Origin of the sequence: Psychrobacillus sp. FJAT-21963, from assembly GCF_001420585.1 — a bacterium.
Taxonomy (GTDB): domain Bacteria; phylum Bacillota; class Bacilli; order Bacillales_A; family Planococcaceae; genus Psychrobacillus.
This window is the reverse complement of the sequence record NZ_LJIY01000005.1, coordinates 202,590-226,049: the sequence shown is the minus strand read 5'-3', so window position 1 is coordinate 226,049 and position 23,460 is coordinate 202,590. Positions and strand designations below refer to the sequence as shown.

Sequence of the window (23,460 nt, the reverse complement as noted above, 5' to 3'; positions counted from 1 at the left end):
CTAAATTGATAAGGAGAACTTCATGAACGAGGAACAATTTATTCAAGCCCTTCACGAAAAAGGAATTGAACTTACGACAGAGCAAGTACAACAATTTAGAAAATATTTTGAAATACTTGTTGAATGGAATGAAAAAATGAATTTAACCGCTATAACGGATGAACCATCTGTATATTTAAAACATTTTTTTGATTCTATTAGTGCATCTTTTTATGAAGATTTTACTGGCTCTTTCTCCGTCTGTGATGTAGGAGCAGGAGCCGGGTTTCCTAGTATTCCTTTAAAGATTTGTTTTCCAAATTTAAAAGTTACAATTGTTGATTCACTAAATAAAAGAATCCAGTTTTTAACTCATCTCAGCAAGGAACTTAATTTAACAAACGTAAATTTCGTCCATGCACGAGCAGAAGAATTTGGTCAAAAAACCGAACATAGAGAAAATTATGATATTGTTACTGCTAGAGCAGTTGCAAGATTATCGGTTCTCGCAGAACTATGCATCCCGTTAGTAAAGGTAGATGGAAGATTTATAGCTATGAAAGCAGCGAGTGCATTAGACGAATTAAATGATGCTAAAAAGGCACTTCAAGTATTAGGTGCAGAGAAAATCGCAGAGTATTCCTTTCTTTTACCGATTGAAGACAGTGAAAGAACGTTGTATGTCTTTTCTAAAACAAAAAGCACACCGAAAAGATACCCTCGAAAACCTGGTATTCCAAACAAAACACCTATTATTTAATCTTTTTTCAAAAGGTTAAAACTTCCGGCGGATGCCATATATTTTGTAAGTAAGTACATTGATCAAGCTGCTTACAAAATATATGCCAAATACGTCAGGGCGTATTTGATTGAGGAACGTTCCACGTGAAACATTTATAGTATTGTAGTTTTATATAGTGAATATTTAGCGTATAGAGTTTCGAAAAGGTGGTGCTTGTTAGATGAAAAGTCCTTTTTCTCGTTTTTTTGGAAGTTCCGAAAAGCAAGGACAAGATGAAATTGTGGAACAACCACAAAGTCATATTGAAGAAGTAGTTAATATTGCGATTGATAAGATTGTGCCGAATAGATACCAGCCTAGAACAGTTTTTGATGATGATAAAATTGAAGAGCTGGCTAGAACTATTCATACACATGGTGTTATTCAACCAATCGTTATTAGAAAGATGGATGACGATAAATACGAAATTATTGCTGGTGAACGTAGATTTAGAGCTATGTCAAAGCTTCAATGGACAGAGGTACCAGCAATAGTTCGTAATTTAAATGACAAAGAAACAGCTTCTATTGCATTAATAGAAAACTTACAACGTGAAGAGTTAACGGCAATAGAAGAAGCTGTTGCTTATCAAAAGCTATTAAAGTTGCATGAAATAACCCAAGAGGCATTAGCACAGCGTTTAGGGAAAGGACAATCAACTGTTGCAAATAAACTAAGATTGTTAAAATTACCTGAGGAAGTTCAACAAGCAATTATGAGGAAAGATCTTTCTGAAAGGCATGCTCGTGCTTTAATGCAAATTAAAGAAAAAGAAATGCAAATAGAGTTAATGAATACTTCTATAGAAAATCATTGGAATGTAAAGCAACTAGAAGAGCATGTGGAGCAAATATTAAATCCACCAAGTAAGGATATTAAAAAAACTCTTAAGCCTAAACGTAAGGCTATTAGTAAAGATGTTCGAATAGCATTGAATACGATTAAACACTCATTGTCTATGGTAACTAAAAGTGGTATTAGTATTAAAACAGAAGAAGAAGATACCGAAGAATTTTATCAAATTACAGTAAAAATACCTAAAAAGAAATCATAATATATTTATATTTTACTTAAACTCTCTCAACTAAATGTGAGAGTTTTTTTTTTGTAACAAGAATAACACCCAAATTTCATTGAAATTTGATAGAATGTAAATAGAGTAATATAAAACGAGAAGAAGAGGGTGCAAGAGTGGGAAGAATTATTGCAATAGCCAATCAAAAAGGTGGTGTAGGAAAGACTACTACATCCGTAAACTTAAGTGCCTGCCTTGCTTATTTAGGAAAAAAGGTATTACTTGTCGATATTGATCCACAAGGAAATGCTTCTAGTGGAGTTGGGGTAAACAAAGGCGATGTAAATCAGTGTATATATGATGTATTAATAGATGACGTTAGCGTTTTAGAGACAATACAGGAAACAAAAGTGGAAAATTTACATATTGTTCCCGCTACTATATCTTTGGCAGGTGCAGAAATAGAGCTCGTTTCAACTATTTCAAGGGAAGTAAGATTAAAAAGAGCCCTACAAGAGGTAAAAGACAAATATGAATATATCATCATTGATTGTCCACCATCATTAGGGTTATTAACGATTAATTCTCTAACTGCCTCCGATGCTATTATTATTCCTGTTCAATGTGAGTTTTACGCATTAGAAGGGTTAAGCCAACTTTTAAGTACGATTAGACTAGTACAGAAACACTTAAATAAAAACTTAGAAATAGATGGAGTTCTATTGACTATGTTTGATGCACGAACAAATTTAGGTATTCAAGTAATTGAAGAAGTTAAAAAATACTTCCAAGAGAAAGTATATAAGACAATCATACCTAGAAATGTTCGTTTGAGTGAAGCACCAAGTCACGGAGAACCGATAATAATTTATGATCCAAAGTCTCGTGGAGCAGAAGTATACTTAGATTTAGCGAAGGAAGTGATTCGTAATGGCTAAAGCATTGGGTAAAGGACTAAATGCATTTTTTCCAGAGGAAGATTTGAAAGCTGAAAAAGTAGATAAAATTAGTTTAGATAAAATTAAACCTAACCCATATCAACCAAGAAAAATTTTTGATCAAGAAGCAATGAAAGATCTTTCTGAATCCATAAAAGAACATGGTGTATTACAGCCAATCATCTTACGTAAAAAAGGCTCAAAATATGAAATTGTCGTTGGTGAAAGAAGATTTCGTGCATCTGAACTAGCTGGACAAGATGAAATACCTGCTGTCATTCGTGAATTAAATGATCAGCAAATGATGGAAATAGCCATTCTAGAAAATCTTCAAAGAGAAGATTTAACACCTATAGAAGAGGCAGAAGCTTATCAAAACTTAATGGAAAACCTAAATTTAACGCAGGAACAGCTTGCTTTTAGATTAGGTAAAAGCCGTCCTCATATCGCTAATCACATTAGATTGTTATCACTTCCTGAAGAGGTAAGAAATGCAATCACAAATGGTGAACTATCCATGGGACACGGTAAGGCGCTATTAGGATTAAAAAAGAAAAAGAATATTCCTTTAATCATGTTAAAAACATTAAAAGAAAATTTAAATGTTAGACAATTAGAAGCACTTGTACAACGCTTAAATGAGAATGTTCCACGTGAAACAAAACCTACTGTAAAAAAGGATATCTTTACTATTGAGAAAGAATCAGAATTAAGAGAAATATTCGGAACTCCGGTCTCTATTGTTAAAAACAAAAACAAAGGTAAGATAGAGATTGAATTTTTTTCAGAGGATGATTTAGAAAGAATATTACAACTATTAGAAGATTAAATTCAACCTATTTCTAGTATCTAGAAATAGGTTGTGCTTTTAATAGATTAGCATTTTATATTTTTGAAGCTTCTCTGTTGTAATGTACAGATTTCCTAAAGGGGCGACTTAGCCCTTTAGAGTCTATGTGCATTGTGCCTACAGCATCATTCTTCATATCATTAATTAGAAATAACAGAGTCATTATTAATAGACATTAAGCTCTTCCAATTCGAGAAGAAGGAATGAGGAAATAGATATGGTTTTACTGGGAACTATTGTTAATGCACTATTAATAATAGTGGGTGCAATAATAGGTAGGTTTTTAAAAAATATTCCTGAAAATATGAAGCAGACTGTAATGTATGCGATCGGGATAGCAGTAGTCGTTTTAGGGATTCAGATGGGTTTGGAGAGTACTAATTTTGTACTTATTATTATTTGTTTAGTATTCGGTGGAGTAATTGGAGAATGGATTGACATAGACAAATGGTTAAATAAATTAGGCAAATACATAGAACAAAAATTTGGGTCTAAAACTGCCGAGGGAGGCAGTATTGCACAAGGATTTGTTACTGGTACATTAATATTTGTCATCGGAGCAATGGGAGTACTTGGAGCATTAAATAGCGGACTTCAAAATGACCATGAATTGTTAATTAGTAAGGGAATAATAGATGGTTTTACATCTATTATACTTTCTGCAACACTAGGGATTGGTGTCTTACTCTCAGCCATTCCAGTAGCAGTATATCAAGGTGCAATTGCATTATTCGCTACTCAGATAACAAAATTAATTCCAGAAGCTGCACTTGAATTATTTATTCAAGAAATGACAGCAACTGGAGGGATAATGATTATAGCTATAGGATTAAATCTACTTGGATTAACAAAAATTAGAGTAGCAAATTTACTGCCTAGTTTAGTTATAGTTGCGATTGCTGTTACTTTTATTTATAATTTTTAAATTATATCTATGCCATGCGAGTAAAAGTGCGCGAGAAATAACTTTACCCATTTCAAATGTTATGTTTAGACGCGTACTTTGTAGTACATTATATTCCATAAAGCCTCCAATATTTACGACTGCTTTAATGGAAATCTCACCGATAGGTGGTAATTCTTTTTTGACTGCTTTTCCTGGATATAAGGGACCTGGATGTACAATTATTTGACCGATGTTCCCTGAATTACCAAGACAAGCATCAATGGCGATAATAAAAGGTTTCGATGGGGAATCAAGTAATTCTTGTGTTATTTCCTCAATATTTAAAGCGTGTAATGGATTGTCGAGTGTTCCAACAATCTGAAAAGGAAAAGAAGAAAGCTGTGTTAAGAAAGAGCCTGTCATTGGTCCGAGTGCATCTCCTGTTGAACGATCAGTTCCAATGCAACAAAAAACTAAGTTTGGATGATCAAAAGGGATTTGATCTAAGAAAAAGTTGCTTAGTTTCCATACAACGCCTGTTTCTTTATAATTGATAGTAGATGATTCTTTTATCTCTGCTGCTTGAAAATTCATATAGAGACTCACTTTCTTTTTAATACAGTATATGTAAATAAGAAACTATTTATTCAGAAAGGTGACATAAAGAATAATATGAACACAGAAGTATCATACACATATTTAAAAAAATTAATATTAAATGAAGAAACTTGGATAAATCTTGGATTAATAGCTTTGAAAGTAATCTTTATATTGATTGCTTCAGCTATTGTGGTGAGAGTTGGGAAGAGGCTCCTTAAGAGAGTGTTTTCCGTAAGAGAAAGAAGTCCATTAGCATATTCTGAACGTAGACAAAATACTTTATTGAAGTTGCTTCAAAATATATTAGCTTATGCCGTTTATTTTACGGCAATCTTAGCAGTATTATCGACCTTTAATATTAATGTAGCAGGATTATTAGCGGGGGCAGGTATTCTTGGTCTAGCAGTAGGGTTTGGTGCACAGAGTTTAGTAAAAGACGTTATCACAGGTTTTTTTATAGTATTTGAAGATCAGTTTGCTGTTGGTGATCAAGTGATGATTGGGCAATCTACAGGGGTAGTTTTAGAAATTGGTCTAAGAACAACGAAAGTAAAAAGTTATACAGGAGAATTGCATATTATTCCAAATGGGAATATTTCAGAAGTTATCAATTACTCCATTTATAATTCATTAGCTTTAATAGATATTAGCATATCTTACGAATCGGATATTCAATCAGTAGAAAATATGATTAGAGAATTTTTACAAGATTTACCTAGTAAATACGAGGAGCTGGTAAAGGTTCCAGATTTACTTGGAGTGCAGAATGTGGCAGCAACCGAAGTAATATTAAGAGTTGTTGCAGAAACTCTACCTAATCAACAACATGGAGTTGCAAGAAGTATCCGTAGAGATATAAAGAATTACCTCGATGAAAAGGGGATTGAAATTCCTTATCCAAAAATGGTTTTATACCAAAGTAAAAAAGAGTAGGTGTTCAAATGGATAGTAAAAAATTTCAATTAAATGATATTGTCGAAATGAAAAAACAACATCCTTGTGGCACGAATGCGTGGAAAATCATTCGTATGGGGGCAGATATTCGTATAAAATGTGAAGGTTGTCAGCATAGTGTAATGATTCCACGAAAAGAATTTGAGAAAAAGATGAAAAAACTATTAGTGCAAGCTGATACGGAGTAAGGATAGACTTTTAGCGTTAAAATCAATATAATGAACAGGTTATATATAATTTTTGTTGGTTTAGAAAATAGAAGGGTTGTGACCATACATGGCATTAACTGCAGGAATCGTAGGATTACCGAACGTAGGAAAATCTACACTATTTAATGCAATAACAAAAGCAGGAGCACTTGCTGCAAACTATCCATTCGCTACAATTGATCCAAACGTAGGGATTGTGGAAGTTCCTGATGCTCGTTTAGATAAATTAACTGAATTAGTAGTACCAAAGAAAACTGTTCCAACGGCATTTGAATTTACAGATATTGCTGGAATTGTAGCTGGTGCAAGTAAAGGGGAAGGTCTTGGAAACAAGTTCTTAGCCCATATTAGAGAAGTAGATGCCATTTGCCAAGTAGTTCGTTGCTTCCAAGATGATAATATTACGCATGTTTCAGGAAAAGTAGACCCTATCGCGGATATTGAAGTTATTAATTTGGAATTAATTTTAGCAGACTTAGAAAGTGTTGATAAGCGTTTGGCACGAGTTGTTAAAATGGCGAAACAAAAAGATAAAGATGCAATGGTGGAAGAACCTATTTTAACACGTTTAAAAGAAACTTTTGAAGAAGGAAAACCAGGTAGATCTGTTGACTTCACAGAAGAGGAACTTCGAGTTGTAAAGGGACTTCATCTATTAACGATAAAACCAATATTATACGTTGCCAATGTATCAGAAGACGATATTATGGCAGCAGATGAAAATGAATATGTACAAAAAGTGCGTGAATTTGCAGCAGAAGAAGGAGCACAAGTTATCGTTATTTGTGCAAAAATTGAAGAAGAAATGGCTGCTCTAGAGGACGACGAAAAATCTATGTTCCTAGAAGAGTTAGGTATTGAGGAATCTGGCTTAGATCAATTAATCAAAGCATCCTATTCGCTTCTTGGCCTTGCTACGTACTTTACTGCAGGTGTACAGGAAGTACGTGCTTGGACATTCCGCAAAGGTATGAAGGCTCCTCAATGTGCAGGAGTTATCCACTCGGATTTTGAAAAAGGGTTTATCCGTGCAGAAACAGTTGCTTACGAAGATTTAGTTGCAACTGGCTCCATGGCATTAGCCAAAGAAGCAGGTAAGGTTCGTTTAGAAGGTAAAGAATATGTAGTACAAGATGGAGACGTAATGTTGTTCCGTTTTAACGTATAATATAAAACAGGTCAGCTAACATGCTGACCTGTTTTTTTTTTTAAACTATGATAAATAGAATTGTTGATTTCCGCTCTCGGATAGAATTTTTGACTTTACTAAATAATGTCGTCCGATAATTAAGGAAATCGTTGAAACGGCTCCCTTTCCGCCCGCGAAAAGCGTCCGTCTGAAGCGGAAATAACCGTTCCGTTACCATTCTTATGGTCTTTATCTCTAACTGGTAATGTGGTGACATACTAAAAGGACAACTTAAATGCTGTCCTGCTTTTTATTATTTAATACGTATAACTTCGGCTCTACAGGATCATCTTTTATAAGCAGATGAGCTGGATATTTTATTAATTCTTTATACATAGCAAAGTCTCCGGCAGCACCTGCAACTAACCATGCTCCTAATAAGACTAATCCTGGGGAATCTACCCAGTATCCGAGAAGCATGGGAAGGACTCCTGTCATCCAAAAAGGAAGTAATAATGCTTTTTTCATTGCACTATTTACAATAGGTAAATTGGTTGTTGCATAGGCAATACCCAGTTTAAGATTGACACCGTAATCCATACTGCTCCATGGGGCTTTCCCGAAAAACCAGAAACCAATTAAATGAAAACATTCATGGAAAACAATTAACAACACATAACCTAAAAAAAATAATAGTAAATCTACAATTGAAAAATTTATGTTGAAGCCATCGTGTAACCAACTATAAATAACTAATCCTAAAATCGATAAGAGTACAGTTATTATCAGACTAAACCAAGCAACTTTTTTTAAATCGATATCAATAATGGTTAAGATATCCTCTTTATTTTCCATGATCAACGCCTCCGAGTTAAATACACTATGGACTTTTTTACGTCCTTTCACTAACGTTAAAATAAATATACAGGAAATGTGAAAAGATTGGTAATGAATCTTGATATAAAAAATAATTTGTGTTACAATTCATTGATGTGAGTAATAACATTACTTGCTCCTTGTCGGCTGTAAGCAGTCGGCCAAAGACCATAGGGAGGTGTAAATAGATGAGAAAGTACGAATTAATGTACATTATTCAACCAACAATTGAAGAAGATGCGAAGAAAGCTTTAGTTGAGCGTTTCAACGAAATCTTAACTTCAAATGGTGCAGAAATCATCGAATCAAAAGAGTGGGGCAAACGCCGCTTAGCTTATGAAATCAATGACTTACGTGAAGGTTACTACCAAATCGTTAAAGCAAACGCTGATTCTCAAGCAATCGATGAATACACTCGTTTAGCTAACATCAATGAAGACATTATCCGTCACATTGCTGTTCGTATCGACGATAAATAATAAAATCGACTAACAAAAGCTGAGAGAGGGAGGTTGAACACTGATGATTAACCGTGTCGTTTTAGTTGGAAGACTAACAAAAGATCCGGAACTTCGCTATACACCAAGTGGTGTTGCAATGGCAAGATTTACACTAGCTGTAAATCGAACATTCTCCAACCAACAGGGTGAAAGAGAAGCTGATTTTATCAACTGTGTCGTTTGGAGAAAGCAAGCGGAAAACACAGCTAACTTCTTGAAAAAGGGAAGTTTAGCAGGTGTTGAAGGGCGTATTCAAACAGGCAGTTATGAAGGACAAGATGGTAAACGTGTTTATACTACTGATGTTGTTGCAGACAGCGTACAGTTCTTAGAACCACGTAATAGTAGTTCTGGAGACCGTAGCCAAGGCGGACAATCGTTTGGTGGTGGACAACAGCAAAATCCATATCCGACATATCAGCAAAACCAACCAATGAATCAGCAAAATTATACACGTGTAGACGAAGATCCATTTGCAAACAGTAGCGGGCCAATCGAAGTATCGGATGACGATCTACCGTTTTAAAAGGACTTCATACACTTTTACTTTAATCGAAAAGGAGGCAACCTATTATGGCACCACGTCGCGGAGGCAAAAGACGCCGTAAAGTTTGTTACTTCACAGCTAACAACATTACACACATTGATTATAAAGATGTAGATTTGTTGAAAAAATTCGTGTCAGAACGTGGAAAAATTCTTCCACGTCGTGTGACAGGAACTAGCGCGAAGTACCAACGTAAGTTAACAAGAGCTATCAAAGTATCTCGTATAATGGCATTACTACCATTTACTTCTGAAGAGAGATAAGTTTAAAAATAGTAAGGACCGGGAAACCGGTCTTTTTTTTATTGTTTAATTACCTATTATTTCTAGACTAAACAAAAGAAATTTAGTTGTAAGAAGAAATCTGTTACAATGAAAAGATGATTACAATAAAGGAAGGTCCCTCATGCAAAAAAATCAGACAAGCTATTTAACATATGGAGCAATGATGATTGCACTATTTGCTATCCTTTTAGCAATGTCCGTGTATATTCCGTTTTTAGGATTTATCACTTCATTTATTGTGCCCTTACCAATTGCTTGGTTTAGCGCCAAATTTGAAAGAAAATATGCAGTATATGTAACGTTGATTGGTTTAGTTATCTCCTTTATTATTGGCGGTATTTTCGGTTTTATATTTGCATTAATTGTTGCACCACTAGGGTTGATCATCGGAGATTCTATTAGAAATCATAAGTCAAAACTGTATCTTCTAATGACTTCTGGGATTTTTTTATTACTAATGACAGCTGTACAATACATAATTTCTATTTTGATTCTGAATATTAATATTCTGGAGCAATTTTTCGAAGGCATTGAAATATACTACGAACAAGTAGGAAATATAATGGCTTCTGTTGGACAGCTACCAAAGAATTATGATGAAATGGTGGCACAGAGCTTACAATTAGTTCAAACAATGATGCCATCTTATTTTATTGCAACAATGTTTGCCACTGCGTTTATCTATTTGTCCATTAATTTACCGTTATTAAGGAAACTGAAAATTAAAGTACCTAAGTTTCCAAAGTTTATGCATTTTAAACTACCTAAAGCGGTGTTATGGTATTATTTAATCGTATCCATTTTAACCTTGATCATTTCTTATGAGATTGGATCATTTGGGTATATGGCAACGGTCAACGCTATGTTTATTTTGCGAGCTCTATTGTTTTTACAAGGGGTTTCATTGATTCACTATTATTTTCATTTACAAGGCTATCCAAGGTGGACGGCAATTCTTGGAACATTTTTAGCCATACCGTTATTTACGTTTACCATTATACTAGGTGTTTTTGACTTAGGATTTAATTTGAGAAGTTATTTACAAGGCAGGCACAAAAAATAAGGAGCTGATCAGGTGGCGTCTTTTTTTAGAAAACGACCAATTCGATATCCACTCATTTTGTTTATGCTTCTCGGAGGGGTTGCATCTTATTTACTCCTGTCTAACAATTTAATCGTTGGGTTATTATTTGCTTTATTAGTTATTGGAGTATCTATATATGGATGGATTTTAGAAAAGCGGGTTTACGAAGAAACGGAAAGACATATCGAAACCCTATCTTATCGCATGAAAAAAGTCGGAGAAGAAGCATTGCTCGAAATGCCAATCGGTATATTATTGATAAATGATCAATATATCATTGAATGGGCAAATCCCTATATGACTCAAAAGCTTCCGTTCGATACGATTATTGGTGAAGAGCTTCTGTCTATATCAAAAGACTTTCAACAGCTTATTAAGCAAGAGGATTCGAAAGAGATTACGATTTCCTTAGATAACAATGATTATAAAGTATTTTATAAGGCGGAAGAAAAATTACTATACTTCTTTGATATAACGGAACAAGTAGAAATTGAATCGTTGTATTACGGAGATAGAACGGTTATTGCTGTTCTCTACATCGATAATTACGATGAAATCGCACAAGGTATGGACGATCAAACAAGAGGACAGTTAAATAGTATTGTGACTTCTTGTGTGAATGACTGGGGAGCTAAGTACGGTATATACGTAAAAAGAATTTCCTCTGATCGCTTCTTAGCTGTATTCAATGAATCAATTCTCGTAGAGCTAGAAAAAAATAAATTCTCTATATTAGATGATATACGAGAAACAACTTCTAAATTTGGCTTCTCCTTAACGTTAAGTGTAGGGGTAGGTGCGGGATCTACTTCGTTAGTCGAACTGGGAGAACTATCACAATCGAGCTTGGATCTAGTACTTGGAAGAGGAGGAGATCAAGTAGCGATAAAACAGCCAAATGGAAAAGTAAAATTTTATGGTGGAAAAACAAACCCCGTAGAAAAAAGGACGCGTGTAAGAGCGCGAGTGATTTCACATGCTCTTCGTGATTTAATCCAGGATAGTGATCAAGTATTTGTTATGGGCCACAAGTTACCGGATATGGATGCCATTGGAGCAGCAGTAGGGGTTAGAAAAATGGCTCAAATGAATAAGGTCGAAGGTTATGTAGTAATCGATTTTAATGAATTAGACAAAAGTGTTCTCCGATTAATGGATGAAATTAAAGGAAAACCCGAGCTTTTTGAGCGTTTTATTAGTCCAGAAGAAGCTATTAATAGAATGACCGATAAAACTTTATTAGTAGTAGTGGATACACATAAACCTAGTCTTGTTATAGATGAAAAATTATTAAATAGAGCAGAAAAGAGAGTTGTCATTGATCACCATCGAAGAGGTGAGGAGTTCATTTCCAATACTTTACTTGTGTATATGGAACCATATGCATCCTCGACGGCAGAACTGGTAACAGAGTTAATAGAATACCAACCGAAGAATGAAAAAATAACAATGCTTGAAGCTACCTCTATGCTTGCAGGAATAATTGTAGACACTAAGAGTTTCACGCTTCGTACAGGTGCTAGAACCTTTGAAGCAGCGTCTTATCTTCGAACACAAGGTGCAGATACTGTTTTAGTACAAAGGTTGTTAAAAGAAGATATAGATACGTATATTGAACGTTCTAAAATTGTTCAAACAGTAGAATTTTTTAAGCCAGGTATTGCTATTGCGTATGGCGCAGAAAATGCTTCCTATAGCCAAGTATTACTCGCACAAACTGCAGATATTCTATTAACAATGAATAATATATCAGCTTCGTTTGTAGTTGGTTATAGAAGTGATTCAATTATTGGAATTAGTGCAAGATCTCTAGGCGACGTAAATGTACAGTTAATAATGGAAAGATTAAGCGGTGGTGGTCATTTAACCAATGCTGCGTGCCAACTAGAAAATGCGACAATTGATGAAGCTATTAATATGCTAAAAACAGCAATTGAAGAGACATTAGAAGGAGGAACAGGGGAATGAGAGTAGTATTTTTAAAAGATGTAAAAGGTAAAGGTAAAAAAGGTGAAGTTAAAGAAGTAGCTGATGGATATGCACATAATTTTTTATTAAAAAATAAACTTGCTGTTGAAGCAAATGCAGCAGCAATTAGTGCATTAGAAGGCCAAAAGAAAAAATCAGAAAAAGAAGCAGCAGAGGAACTAGCTGAAGCGAAAAAGTTAAAAGAACGTTTAGAACAATTAACAGTTGAATTGAAAGCAAAGTCTGGTAACGATGGACGTTTGTTTGGTTCAGTAACAACAAAACAAATCGCAGCACAATTAGAAAAATCACATGGAATTAAAATAGATAAACGTAAAATGGAGCTTGATGATGCAATTCGTGCATTAGGTTATACAAATGTTCCAGTTAAACTACATCACGAAGTAGTGGCTACTTTAAAAGTACATGTAACAGAAGAAGCGTAAGGAGAGAGGTCAATGAGCGATCCATTATTGGACCGTGTGCCACCACATAACCAAGAAGCTGAGCAGTCTGTCATTGGAGCAATATTTTTAGAACCGCAAGCGTTAATAACAGCAGCGGAAATAGTAATGCCGGAAGACTTTTTCCGAGTAGCCCATCAGAAAATTTTCCAAACGATGCTTCGTTTAAGCGATCAAGGGAAAGCAATTGATGTTGTTACCGTAACGGAAGAACTATCTTCCAAAAAAGAATTAGAAGATGTTGGTGGTATTTCTTACATAAGTGAGATAGCAAATGCAGTACCTACAGCAGCAAACATCGGACATTACGCAAAAATTGTAGAAGAAAAATCAATCCTACGCCGTTTAATACGAGTGGCTACAACGATTGTAGAAGATGGATTTACAAGAGAAGACGAAGTTGAGGCCCTATTATCTGAGGCTGAACGAAAAATGATGGAAGTTGCCAACAGAAAAAATGCTGGTGATTTTCAGCATATTAAAGACGTTTTGGTGGAAACATATGATAACATCGAAAAACTTCATTCGAGAAAAGGCGATGTTACAGGTATTCCAACAGGATTCCGAGATTTAGATAAAATAACTGCTGGATTCCAACGAAATGATTTAATTATCGTAGCAGCTCGTCCATCCGTAGGGAAAACTGCATTCGCATTGAATGTTGCGCAAAATGTGGCAACTAAAACCGATGAAAATGTAGCTATTTTTAGCCTAGAGATGGGTGCTGAACAGTTAGTTATGCGTATACTTTGTGCAGAGGGAAATATAGATGCCCAAGTATTACGTACAGGCTCTTTAACGACGGAAGATTGGCGAAAACTAACAATGGCAATGGGTAGTTTATCGAATGCAGGAATATATATTGATGATACCCCTGGTATTCGTGTAAATGAAATACGCTCCAAATGCCGTAGATTAAAACAAGAATCTGGTTTAGGAATGATTCTAATTGATTACTTGCAGCTAATCCAAGGTAGTGGCGGCAGCCAAGCCAATAGACAGCAAGAGGTATCAGAAATTTCACGTTCATTAAAAGGACTAGCTAGGGAGCTACAAGTACCTGTTATTGCATTATCGCAGCTCTCTCGTGGTGTGGAGCAGCGACAAGACAAGAGACCAATGATGTCCGATTTACGTGAATCTGGATCGATTGAGCAAGATGCAGATATTGTTTCATTCTTGTATCGTGAAGATTATTACGATAAAGAAACAGAAAATCAAAACATGATTGAAATTATCATTGCAAAACAACGTAACGGTCCAACTGGTACAGTTACTCTAGCGTTTGTGAAGGAATTTAACAAATTTGTTAACATTGATTGGAGTCAGCATCAAGCTCCTCCAGCATAAGAAATGGTAAGAACACGAACGATAAATGTTTTATTACATTTATATGTTCGTGTTTTTACCTAATATCGGTTGACTATGAGACCATAGCTTGGTACAATTACACTGTTTGAATCAGGACATATAAAATGTCTGACGGAGGTGTTGGCAATGCCATCAGTAGTAGTAGTAGGTACACAATGGGGAGACGAAGGTAAAGGGAAGATAACAGACTTTCTTTCCGAGAATTCAGAAGTAATCGCACGTTACCAAGGCGGTAATAATGCGGGCCATACAATTATTTTTGGTGGAGAAACATACAAACTTCACCTTATTCCTTCCGGTATTTTTTACAAGGATAAAATCTCAGTTATCGGAAATGGGATGGTAGTGGATCCAAGAGCACTTGTAAAAGAGCTTAAAGGTTTACATGATCGAGGAATCACTACAGAAAACCTTCGTATTTCTAATCGTGCACACGTAATTCTTCCCTACCATTTGAAACAAGATGAAGTAGAAGAAGCACGTAGAGGTGCAAATAAAATCGGGACAACTGGTAAAGGGATTGGTCCAGCTTATATGGACAAAGCTGCACGTGTTGGTATTCGAATTGCAGACTTACTTGATTACGAAGTGTTTAAAGAAAAATTAGAGCGTAATTTAGAAGAAAAAAATAGAATGTTCGAGAAGTTTTATGAAACAAAAGGGTTCACTGTGGATGAAATTCTAGAAGAGTTTTATGGCTATGGACAAGAAATTGAAAAATACGTAACAGATACTTCAAAAGTATTAAATGACGCTTTAGATGAAGGCCGTCGTGTATTATTTGAAGGCGCACAAGGTGTTATGCTTGATATTGACCAAGGTACATATCCTTTTGTTACCTCCTCTAACCCAGTGGCTGGTGGGGTAACTATTGGTGCTGGTGTAGGTCCAACAAAAATTTCACATGTTGTTGGAGTATGTAAAGCGTACACTTCTCGTGTAGGAGATGGCCCGTTCCCGACAGAATTATTTGATGAAGTTGGTAGTCAAATTCGTGAAGTTGGTAAAGAATATGGAACAACTACAGGAAGACCACGTCGTATTGGTTGGTTTGATACGGTAGTTATTAGACATGCTCGTCGCGTTAGTGGATTAACAGATTTGACTGTTAACTCGATTGATGTATTAACTGGTTTAAAAACTGTAAAACTTTGTACTGCATACAAATACAAAGGTGAATTAATTACAGAATACCCAGCTAATCTTCGCATTCTTGCAGAGTGTGAGCCAGTATATGAAGAGCTACCAGGTTGGAGCGAAGATATTACAAAATGTAAAACACTTGATGAACTACCTGAAACGGCTCGTCATTATTTAGAGCGTATTTCACAGCTGACAGGTGTACCAATCTCTATCTTCTCAGTAGGACCAGATCGTACACAAACAAATATTATTTCTAGTGTTTGGCGTTAACAAGAAATTCTAAAACGCCCATATTTTAGAAACTGCCAAGAAGATTTTTTGTCTTCTTGGCAGTTTTTTTGTCGAAATATACCAAACGAATCAATTTTTAATCTTCTATTATGACAAATATAACAGAAGACTATGAGAGATTATGTATAAAATACTGATTTTTTGGTAAAAGATTAGATATAAATTGTTAAAATATTTATCGAATCATAGTAAAATAGAATATAATGGAATTATATTCAAAAAAATGGTTCTAATTATACAGTTTCTTTACAAAGCGTCCTATTTCGATACTTGATTAAATCAATTATGTTAAATTAAAAGAGCCTGAAAAAAGGAAATTAATTTTTTATGAACTTGGAAGGGGCTTTATCATGTTTTTGAAAAGAAAGAATGAAGAACAGAAGGATAATTATCTTGAGGTTCTTTCAAACAGAAGATCAAATATAATGAAAAAAGCAGCAGTTTCAATGTTACTTATTTCAAGTGTATCTTTTAATATGGCTTTTGCAAATGAAAGTGAAAATAATAATAATACATTAAAAGAAATATACCATATATATTCTAATGGAAAATATGTCGGAGCACTATCTAATAAAAAAGAAATGCAAGCCATGTTAGATGAAAAAGTGAAGGGTTCGAGCTCCAAGTACGAAAACCTCTCTTTAATAGCTGGTTCCAATCTTTCCGTTATACCTGAACAAGTTTTTACTACATCTACAAACGATGATGCTACCCTTCAAAAGTTAGAGGAACTTATAGAAGTAGAAGCAACTGCTTTTGCACTATCGATCAATGACGAGATGGCAGTCTACGTCAAAGACTTGGAAGCATATCAAGAAGTCATTCGAAAACTAAAATTACATTTTGTGACAGAAGCCGAGTTAAACGAACTGGAAGCAAGAAGTAGTTCTACAGAAACTTTACCCGAATTAAAAGAAAATGAAACACGTATTAAAGAAATAGTTTTAAAAGAAGAAGTTTCTGGCGTAACAGTTGATGTAAATCCTGAAAAGATTGTATCACCAGATGATGCTGTTAAACTTCTACTAGAAGGAACACTAGAACAAGAGACGTATAAAGTAGCAGAAGGAGATGTGTTAGGCACAATTGCTAGTAAGCATAACTTAACAACTGCTGAGCTAATAAAGATCAATCCAGATATGACTGAATCTTCTTTATTACAAATAGGTCAAGAGGTAAATGTAACAGTCTTAAAACCACTTATTAATGTAGATGTACTATATGAGAAAAAAGCGATTGAAGTTATTAACCACAATAAAAAAGTAGAAGAATCAGAAGAAATGTACAAAGGTGATACGAAAGTAAAACAAGAGGGTTCGGATGGTAAGAGAGAAGCAACCTATCTTGTGCGTAAAGAAAATGGAGTGGAAGCAGGCCAATCTGTTATTGAAGAAACTATACTGGTGGAACCAAAAGATCAGATTACTTTAAAAGGAACAAAAGTAATTCCTTCTCGTGGATCAGGGGAATTTGCTTGGCCAGCTGAAGGTGGATATATTTCAAGTAAAATGGGTTACCGTTGGGGTCGTCAACATGAAGGAATTGATATTGCAAGACCAAGTGGATTTGACATTAAGGCAACAGACAATGGAGTCGTAGTAGCTGCTGGATGGGACGGTACATATGGTAATAGAGTAATTGTTGATCACAAAAATGGATACAAAACAACATACGCGCATCTAGCTTCTATAAGTGTTAGTGTCGGAGATGTCGTTCCCCAAGGTTCTAAATTAGGTGTTATGGGAAGTACGGGTCGTTCAACTGGAACTCACTTACATTTTGAAGTAGAAAAAAATGGAGTTACGATTAATCCATTGACCGTGTTAAAATAATAGTATGGAAGAGATAGTCACTAGATTGGCTATCTCTTTTTTAATTGAGAACTAACATACATAGGTACATGTTTTTTTTAAATTTCCCAGGAAATATTTCGACAATCATCGACTTATTCGATTTATGGTATTCTTAAATTAATGCGATTAGTTCAAAAGCATGGTAGAGTAAGAGAATGAATGTAAAAGATAAAAACATTTAAATAGAACAAATTACGAAAAGGGGTTCAACCGATGAGTAAGAAAATATTAGTAGTTGATGATGAAAAACCAATTGCAGATATACTTCAATTCAATTTAAAAAAAGAAGGTTATCAAGTATTTTGTGCATATGATGGCGACGAAGCATTAAAAAAGGTAGAAGAATTTCAACCAGATCTAATGTTATTAGATATTATGCTTCCAAACAGAGATGGAATGGAAGTTTGCAGAGAAATTCGTAAAAGATATGATTTTCCGATCATTATGCTAACTGCAAAAGATTCGGAGATTGATAAAGTACTTGGCTTAGAATTAGGTGCAGACGACTATGTCACGAAACCATTTAGTACGCGTGAGCTTATTGCACGAGTAAAGGCAAATATGAGAAGACATCAAACACTTCAAGAAGACACTGAAGTAATAACAAATGATATTACCATAGGTCCACTAACTATCCAACCAGATGCATACTTAGTGTTAAAGAGAGAGGAAACAATTGAATTAACACATAGAGAATTTGAGTTATTACATTATTTGGCCAAACATATTGGACAAGTGATGACTCGTGAACATTTGCTTCAAACGGTTTGGGGTTATGATTATTTTGGTGATGTACGTACAGTCGATGTAACCATTCGACGTCTACGGGAAAAGATTGAAGATAATCCAAGTCATCCGACATGGATTGTAACTAGAAGAGGCGTTGGTTATTACTTACGAAATCCTGAACAGGAGTAGAGTGCATGCAAAAGGTTGGTTATTTCAAATCAATTCACGTAAAAATTGTCTTGATCTATGTTTTATTGATCATTATAGCCATGCAAATTATAGGTTTGTACTTTGTAAAAGAACTCGAGCAAACATTAAGAGAAAACTTTCAAAAATCTATTTCGGATCGAGTAAGTCTTCTAGAATTCAGTGCTAGAGAAGAAATTATAAAAATAAGAAGTGAAGAAGACGCAACTTTAGAACAAAGTCTGCGTTCTATTTTGTCTGGACTAAATTCGAATGATATAAAAGAAGTTCGAGTGATAGATGCAAGGTATCAAATTCTTGCCACATCGGATATTAACAATCAATCAATCGTGGGACAACGATCTCTAGATGATTTAGTCAGATTTTCTATCACTGCTGAAACTGATTTTGATAAAATTTCTCTTAATCCGGAAACTAAAAAAAGAATTTGGAGACTAGCAATTCCTATTGTAGATAAAGGGGAAGTAATAGGATCTTTATATATTGAATCGAATATAGAAAGTGTATTTGGTCAAATGAATGAGATTAACCAAATTCTAGCTGGTGGAACAGCAGTTGCTCTAGTAATCACTATTGTGCTTGGGATATTAATAGCACAAACGATTACACGACCTATTTCGGATATGCGAAGACAAGCACAGGCAATGGCAAAAGGAAACTTTTCAAGAAAAGTACGTGTTTACGGAAATGACGAAATTGGTCAGCTTGCTATTGCCTTTAACCATTTAACAAACCGATTACAAGAAGCACAGTCAACAACAGAAGCCGAAAGAAGAAAGCTTGCTTCAGTTCTTACCAATATGACAGATGGGGTTATCGCAACTGATCGTAAAGGGAGAATCATTTTAATTAATGATCCAGCACTTAGATTATTACGAATACCAAGAGAAATGGTTTTAAACCGTCCTATTATTTCTGTTTTAGGAATTGACGCATCTGAACAGTCATTTGAAGATTTGATATATTCGAAGGAATCTATAACTCTGGACTTTAGCACGTATGAGCGACCTTTTATATTACGTGTAAACTTCTCGGTTATACAAAAAGAAACTGGTTTTGTGAATGGATTAATAGCAGTTCTTCATGATAATACCGAACAAGAGAAAATCGATATGGAGCGTAGAGAATTTGTAGCGAATGTATCACATGAGTTACGCACTCCACTCACAACAATGAGTAGTTATTTGGAAGCATTGGCTGATGGTGCTTGGAAAGATGAAGAGATTGCCCCATCCTTTCTACAAGTAACTCAAACTGAAACACAACGAATGATTCGATTAGTAAATGATTTACTTCAATTGTCCAAAATGGACAGTAGAGATTATGATTTAAATCGAGATATTGTGAATTTCAACCAGTTTTTTAATCGTATTATAGATCGGTTTGAATTATCAAAATCTCAAAATGTAACATTTCATCGAATGCTACCCGAAACACCTTACTATGTTGACATTGATACCGACAAACTTACACAAGTAATTGATAATATTATTTCTAATGCATTGAAATACTCCCCAGATGGTGGCAATATTCGCTTTGGAATAGCTATGAAGGACCAAATACTGAAAGTAATGATATCAGATGATGGTATGGGTATACCTTCTGATAATGTTGATCGTATTTTCGATCGTTTTTACCGAGTTGACCGTGCAAGAGCACGATCGATGGGTGGAACTGGACTAGGTTTAGCAATTGCCCGGGAAATGATTGAAGCTCACGGAGGGAAAATTTGGGCAGAAAGTGAAGAAGGGCATGGAACGACTGTCTTTTTTACACTTGATCTTGTAATGGATGAGGAAGGTGAATGGGATTGAAGTATATTGAACAAGTAAAATCAGTTATTTTACTTTTACTCATCCTATTAAGTTTAACTTTAACCTTTACTATTTGGACTTTTTCCCCATCGTACGATACGAACGAAACGCCTGTCGTAGATATTGCGATTGCGGAGAAAAAGAAAATGGAAGAAATAATTAAACCATATCGTCTTTTATATAGTCATGATGAAAGTTTGACAGGATCTACATCTCCACTTATCCTTGACAAAGTATTTAGTTCTATGAAAATGTGGGAACTACAAACGGTAGAGCCTTTAAAGAACAAAGTTAGTATTCAACAAATTAACGAATTCATTCGGACACCAAATCGATTGACCTTCTTTTATCCTGCAGAGGTGCCGATTAAGACATTTAGTAACATATTGTCTTTTGATGATCGGAATTTACCGAATGCTTCGTTCAATCGTTTAGTAATAGACTGGAATAATACTTCAGAGGATGAAGTCCGTTTATATTTTATAAATACAATAAAACCAAAAGTTTATACAACGCACGTTGATAAAGTGGATAGAGAAACATTTTCAGCAGATATTTATAAACAATCAATCAACCTATCGCCGTATAATGAAATAGAAAGACCGGGTCAACTTTCGCTCTATGCTTCTAATAATCCAGAGAATGTAATGGGTTTTACGTATATTTTAGAAGAAATAGCACCAGAAAGGTTTAAAAATGCCCTTTTCTCCAATCCAAGTCTTGTTCGAAGTAATCCATTAGGAACGAGTGGACAGGAATTCTCTGATGACAGTGCCTTGATGAATGTTAAGTTTATGTCAAAAGAATTGGGCTATGTCCATCCGTCTTCTGAGAGTGATAAAGCTGGCAATCCGGCAGATATCATCCAATATACTGTAAATTTTGTTAATGAGCATAATGGGTGGACAGACGATTATCGATTCAGTCGCATCAATCCGGCTACATTACAAGTTAGTTATCAACTTTACTTGTATGGAATGCCTGTTTTTAGTAAAGACATGTCAACAGAGATCTCACAATTATGGGGAGAGGACCGTGTTTATCGATATAATAGACCATATTATACATTGAACGAATCTGCCCGTATTAAAACAAGAGAAGTACCATTATCATCTGGACAAGCTACTTATGATCTGATTTCTACCATTTCTAATATAAACATGTCCTCAGTGGATGATATTGTGATTGGTTATAATTTGACTCGGGACGACGAACAACCATTACTTAATCTAGAACCTTCATGGTACTATTTGATAAATGGACAGTGGAATCGAGTATCCCCAGAATTACTGGGAGGTGGCAAGTATGGATTGGAATAAAACAAAAACTATTTTTATTATTGTGTTTTCCATACTTAATGTATTTTTATTTTCCCTTTATTTAAATAGATACAATGAGGCATTGGATTTAGAAGTAGCGAGTGATGCACCTATTGAGGATAGACTTTTTCAAGATAATATTACGGTTCCAAAAATGGATGTAGATATAAAAGAAGCTTCTTACGTTTCGGGAAATACGCATAATTTCATTTTAGAAGAATTAGAAGAATTACCAAATCAGACGATTGTAATAGATGGTTCTAAACTAACGAGTACGTTTAATAAAGCCATTCCGATTACGGAAGTAAACACAGTTGAAAAGATAGTTAGTGAAAATGTATTACGTGGAGACTCGTACGATCTATGGAAAAAAGATGATGAAAACAAATCTGCAACCTTCTTTCAAAAAGTAAATAATCGATTTGTTTATTACAACAAAAATGCGACTTTAGTTGTTTATTGGAATGATCAGCAAGAGGTAGTTCGATATGAACAAACAATATTGGATGATTTAGAGAATTATAATGAAGACAGGATCTTAATGGGTTCTATGCGAGCGATTAAAGTATTATATGATCATGGTCACTTAAAACCTGACTCTGTAGTAAAGGATATTAAACTAGGTTATTCACAACTATTAGAACTAACCGAAACACAAGTATTTTTACCAACTTGGCATATTTTAGTTGAGCTTGCAGATGGAACGAAGGAAGATTATTTTGTAAACGCCATCGAAGGAAGTATTGTTGAAATCCAAAAAGATCCAGAACAAGCTGTTGACAAGTAAGGAGTTTTAACGATGAGATTTAGTGTACTGGCAAGTGGTAGTAGTGGAAATGCAATTTATGTGGAAAATGAAGAGCATTCCTTTTTAGTAGATGTAGGACTTAGTGGGAAGAAGATGGAACAACTATTTAGTGAAATAGATCGGGATATAAAAAAACTCTCTGGTATTTTTATTACACATGAGCATAGTGATCATATTAAAGGATTGGGTGTAGTTGCAAGAAAATACGGTGTACCTATTTATGCAAATGAAAAAACATGGTCTGCTATGGATTCTCTCATAGGAAATGTACCAGTAGATCAACGATTCCAATTTGACATGGAAACGGTAAAAACATTTGGAACAATTGATATTCAGTCTTTTGCTGTCTCACATGATGCAGCAGATCCGATGTTTTACGTTTTCCATGAAAATAATCGAAAGCTTGTATTAATTACAGATACCGGTTATGTAAGTGATCGGATGAAGGGACATATCAAAGGAGCAGATTCCTTCGTTTTTGAAAGCAACCATGACGTAAGCATGCTTCAGATGGGACGCTATCCTTGGTCGGTTAAGCGAAGAATCTTAAGCGATGTTGGACATGTTTCAAATGAAGATGCTGCTGTTGCTATGAGCGAAGTAGTGGATTTCAAAAATACCAATATTTATTTATCCCATTTAAGCAAAGATAATAATATGAAGGACCTTGCTCGTATGAGTGTGGCACAAACGCTTCAATCTTGTGGAATTGTTGCGGGCGAATATGTACATTTACATGATACCGATGCCAATAAGCCTACTGAGTTAGTCCTAGTATAAGTTCCAAAAGCTATTTAATGCTTTTGGAACTTTTTTTGTTCTTTCATTTAAGTTTTATTCAACTTTAAAAAAATTTTCATC

The 23,460-nt window shown here is 34.9% G+C and carries 24 protein-coding genes; 22 read left to right on the top strand and 2 right to left on the bottom strand.

Annotated elements, in window-relative coordinates:
- Positions 1–22 precede the first annotated feature (22 nt).
- The 5 genes from rsmG to AN959_RS13500 all read left to right on the top strand — a co-directional run bounded on the left by rsmG (position 23) and on the right by AN959_RS13500 (position 4,488).
- Positions 23–739: a 16S rRNA (guanine(527)-N(7))-methyltransferase RsmG gene (gene rsmG, locus AN959_RS13520; protein ID WP_053591137.1), complete on the top strand. Its 717-nt coding sequence runs from the start codon at positions 23–25 to the stop codon at positions 737–739.
- Positions 740–941: 202 nt separating this feature from the next.
- Complete coding sequence (gene noc, locus AN959_RS13515) at positions 942–1,814, top strand: nucleoid occlusion protein (protein WP_056831432.1); 873 nt, start codon at positions 942–944, stop codon at positions 1,812–1,814.
- 137 nt (positions 1,815–1,951) lie between these two features.
- Positions 1,952–2,713 carry a ParA family protein gene (locus AN959_RS13510; RefSeq protein WP_053591139.1) on the top strand — a complete coding sequence of 254 codons (762 nt, stop codon included), beginning with the start codon at positions 1,952–1,954 and terminating at the stop codon, positions 2,711–2,713.
- A complete protein-coding gene (locus tag AN959_RS13505) occupies positions 2,706–3,542 on the top strand; it encodes a ParB/RepB/Spo0J family partition protein (protein WP_056831430.1) in 837 nt (278 codons plus the stop codon). The genes AN959_RS13510 and AN959_RS13505 overlap by 8 nt, the downstream gene beginning before the upstream one ends.
- A gap of 238 nt (positions 3,543–3,780) precedes the next feature.
- A complete protein-coding gene (locus AN959_RS13500) occupies positions 3,781–4,488 on the top strand; it encodes a DUF554 domain-containing protein (protein ID WP_056831428.1) in 708 nt (235 codons plus the stop codon).
- Here the strand turns inward: AN959_RS13500 and yyaC are convergent.
- On the bottom strand, positions 4,444–5,043 hold the full coding sequence (gene yyaC, locus AN959_RS13495) for a spore protease YyaC (protein WP_056831425.1): 600 nt from the start codon (positions 5,041–5,043) through the stop codon (positions 4,444–4,446). The two genes, AN959_RS13500 and yyaC, sit on opposite strands and share 45 nt — an antisense overlap.
- A 78-nt stretch (positions 5,044–5,121) precedes the next feature.
- On the opposite strand from yyaC, the gene AN959_RS13490 reads away from it, so the two are divergent.
- The 3 genes from AN959_RS13490 to ychF all read left to right on the top strand — a co-directional run bounded on the left by AN959_RS13490 (position 5,122) and on the right by ychF (position 7,380).
- Positions 5,122–5,982 (top strand): mechanosensitive ion channel family protein, encoded by an 861-nt coding sequence (locus AN959_RS13490; RefSeq protein WP_056831423.1) that lies wholly within the window; start codon positions 5,122–5,124, stop codon positions 5,980–5,982.
- An 8-nt stretch (positions 5,983–5,990) separates the two neighbouring features.
- Positions 5,991–6,191 carry a DUF951 domain-containing protein gene (locus tag AN959_RS13485; protein WP_053591144.1) on the top strand — a complete coding sequence of 67 codons (201 nt, stop codon included), beginning with the start codon at positions 5,991–5,993 and terminating at the stop codon, positions 6,189–6,191.
- A gap of 88 nt (positions 6,192–6,279) precedes the next feature.
- A complete protein-coding gene (ychF, locus tag AN959_RS13480; protein WP_056831420.1) occupies positions 6,280–7,380 on the top strand; it encodes a redox-regulated ATPase YchF in 1,101 nt (366 codons plus the stop codon).
- 252 nt (positions 7,381–7,632) lie between these two features.
- On the opposite strand, the gene AN959_RS13475 is transcribed toward ychF, so the two are convergent.
- Positions 7,633–8,196: a DUF3267 domain-containing protein gene (locus tag AN959_RS13475; protein WP_172794373.1), complete on the bottom strand. Its 564-nt coding sequence runs from the start codon at positions 8,194–8,196 to the stop codon at positions 7,633–7,635.
- Between the two features lie 209 nt (positions 8,197–8,405).
- Here AN959_RS13475 and rpsF point away from each other — a divergent pair, with 209 nt between their 5' ends.
- The 14 genes from rpsF to AN959_RS13405 all read left to right on the top strand — a co-directional run bounded on the left by rpsF (position 8,406) and on the right by AN959_RS13405 (position 23,379).
- On the top strand, positions 8,406–8,696 hold the full coding sequence (gene rpsF / locus AN959_RS13470; protein ID WP_053591147.1) for a 30S ribosomal protein S6: 291 nt from the start codon (positions 8,406–8,408) through the stop codon (positions 8,694–8,696).
- Between the two features lie 43 nt (positions 8,697–8,739).
- Positions 8,740–9,243 (top strand): single-stranded DNA-binding protein, encoded by a 504-nt coding sequence (ssb, locus tag AN959_RS13465; RefSeq protein WP_053591148.1) that lies wholly within the window; start codon positions 8,740–8,742, stop codon positions 9,241–9,243.
- A 47-nt stretch (positions 9,244–9,290) separates the two neighbouring features.
- On the top strand, positions 9,291–9,527 hold the full coding sequence (gene rpsR, locus AN959_RS13460; protein ID WP_053591149.1) for a 30S ribosomal protein S18: 237 nt from the start codon (positions 9,291–9,293) through the stop codon (positions 9,525–9,527).
- A gap of 142 nt (positions 9,528–9,669) precedes the next feature.
- A complete protein-coding gene (locus AN959_RS13455) occupies positions 9,670–10,611 on the top strand; it encodes a YybS family protein (protein WP_056831416.1) in 942 nt (313 codons plus the stop codon).
- 63 nt (positions 10,612–10,674) lie between these two features.
- A complete protein-coding gene (locus AN959_RS13450; RefSeq protein WP_056831449.1) occupies positions 10,675–12,600 on the top strand; it encodes a DHH family phosphoesterase in 1,926 nt (641 codons plus the stop codon).
- Positions 12,597–13,046 carry a 50S ribosomal protein L9 gene (rplI, locus tag AN959_RS13445; protein WP_053591151.1) on the top strand — a complete coding sequence of 150 codons (450 nt, stop codon included), beginning with the start codon at positions 12,597–12,599 and terminating at the stop codon, positions 13,044–13,046. The genes AN959_RS13450 and rplI overlap by 4 nt, the downstream gene beginning before the upstream one ends.
- Positions 13,047–13,058: 12 nt before the next feature.
- A complete protein-coding gene (gene dnaB, locus AN959_RS13440) occupies positions 13,059–14,414 on the top strand; it encodes a replicative DNA helicase (RefSeq protein WP_053591152.1) in 1,356 nt (451 codons plus the stop codon).
- Positions 14,415–14,561: 147 nt separating this feature from the next.
- Positions 14,562–15,848, top strand: coding sequence for an adenylosuccinate synthase (locus AN959_RS13435; protein ID WP_053591153.1), 1,287 nt, complete (start codon positions 14,562–14,564; stop codon positions 15,846–15,848).
- Positions 15,849–16,219: 371 nt separating this feature from the next.
- A complete protein-coding gene (locus tag AN959_RS13430; RefSeq protein WP_056831415.1) occupies positions 16,220–17,701 on the top strand; it encodes a M23 family metallopeptidase in 1,482 nt (493 codons plus the stop codon).
- Positions 17,702–17,935: 234 nt separating this feature from the next.
- Positions 17,936–18,640 carry a response regulator YycF gene (gene yycF, locus AN959_RS13425; RefSeq protein ID WP_056831414.1) on the top strand — a complete coding sequence of 235 codons (705 nt, stop codon included), beginning with the start codon at positions 17,936–17,938 and terminating at the stop codon, positions 18,638–18,640.
- 5 nt (positions 18,641–18,645) lie between these two features.
- The gene (gene walK, locus AN959_RS13420; protein WP_056831413.1) at positions 18,646–20,472 is read left to right on the top strand and encodes a cell wall metabolism sensor histidine kinase WalK; all 1,827 of its coding nucleotides are present in this window, start codon (positions 18,646–18,648) and stop codon (positions 20,470–20,472) included.
- On the top strand, positions 20,463–21,791 hold the full coding sequence (locus AN959_RS13415; RefSeq protein WP_056831412.1) for a YycH family regulatory protein: 1,329 nt from the start codon (positions 20,463–20,465) through the stop codon (positions 21,789–21,791). The genes walK and AN959_RS13415 overlap by 10 nt, the downstream gene beginning before the upstream one ends.
- Positions 21,778–22,578, top strand: a complete 801-nt coding sequence (locus AN959_RS13410) for a two-component system regulatory protein YycI (RefSeq protein WP_056831411.1) — start codon at positions 21,778–21,780, stop codon at positions 22,576–22,578. The genes AN959_RS13415 and AN959_RS13410 overlap by 14 nt, the downstream gene beginning before the upstream one ends.
- 12 nt (positions 22,579–22,590) lie before the next feature.
- Positions 22,591–23,379 (top strand): MBL fold metallo-hydrolase, encoded by a 789-nt coding sequence (locus tag AN959_RS13405; RefSeq protein WP_053591159.1) that lies wholly within the window; start codon positions 22,591–22,593, stop codon positions 23,377–23,379.
- The last annotated feature ends 81 nt before the right edge of the window (positions 23,380–23,460 follow it).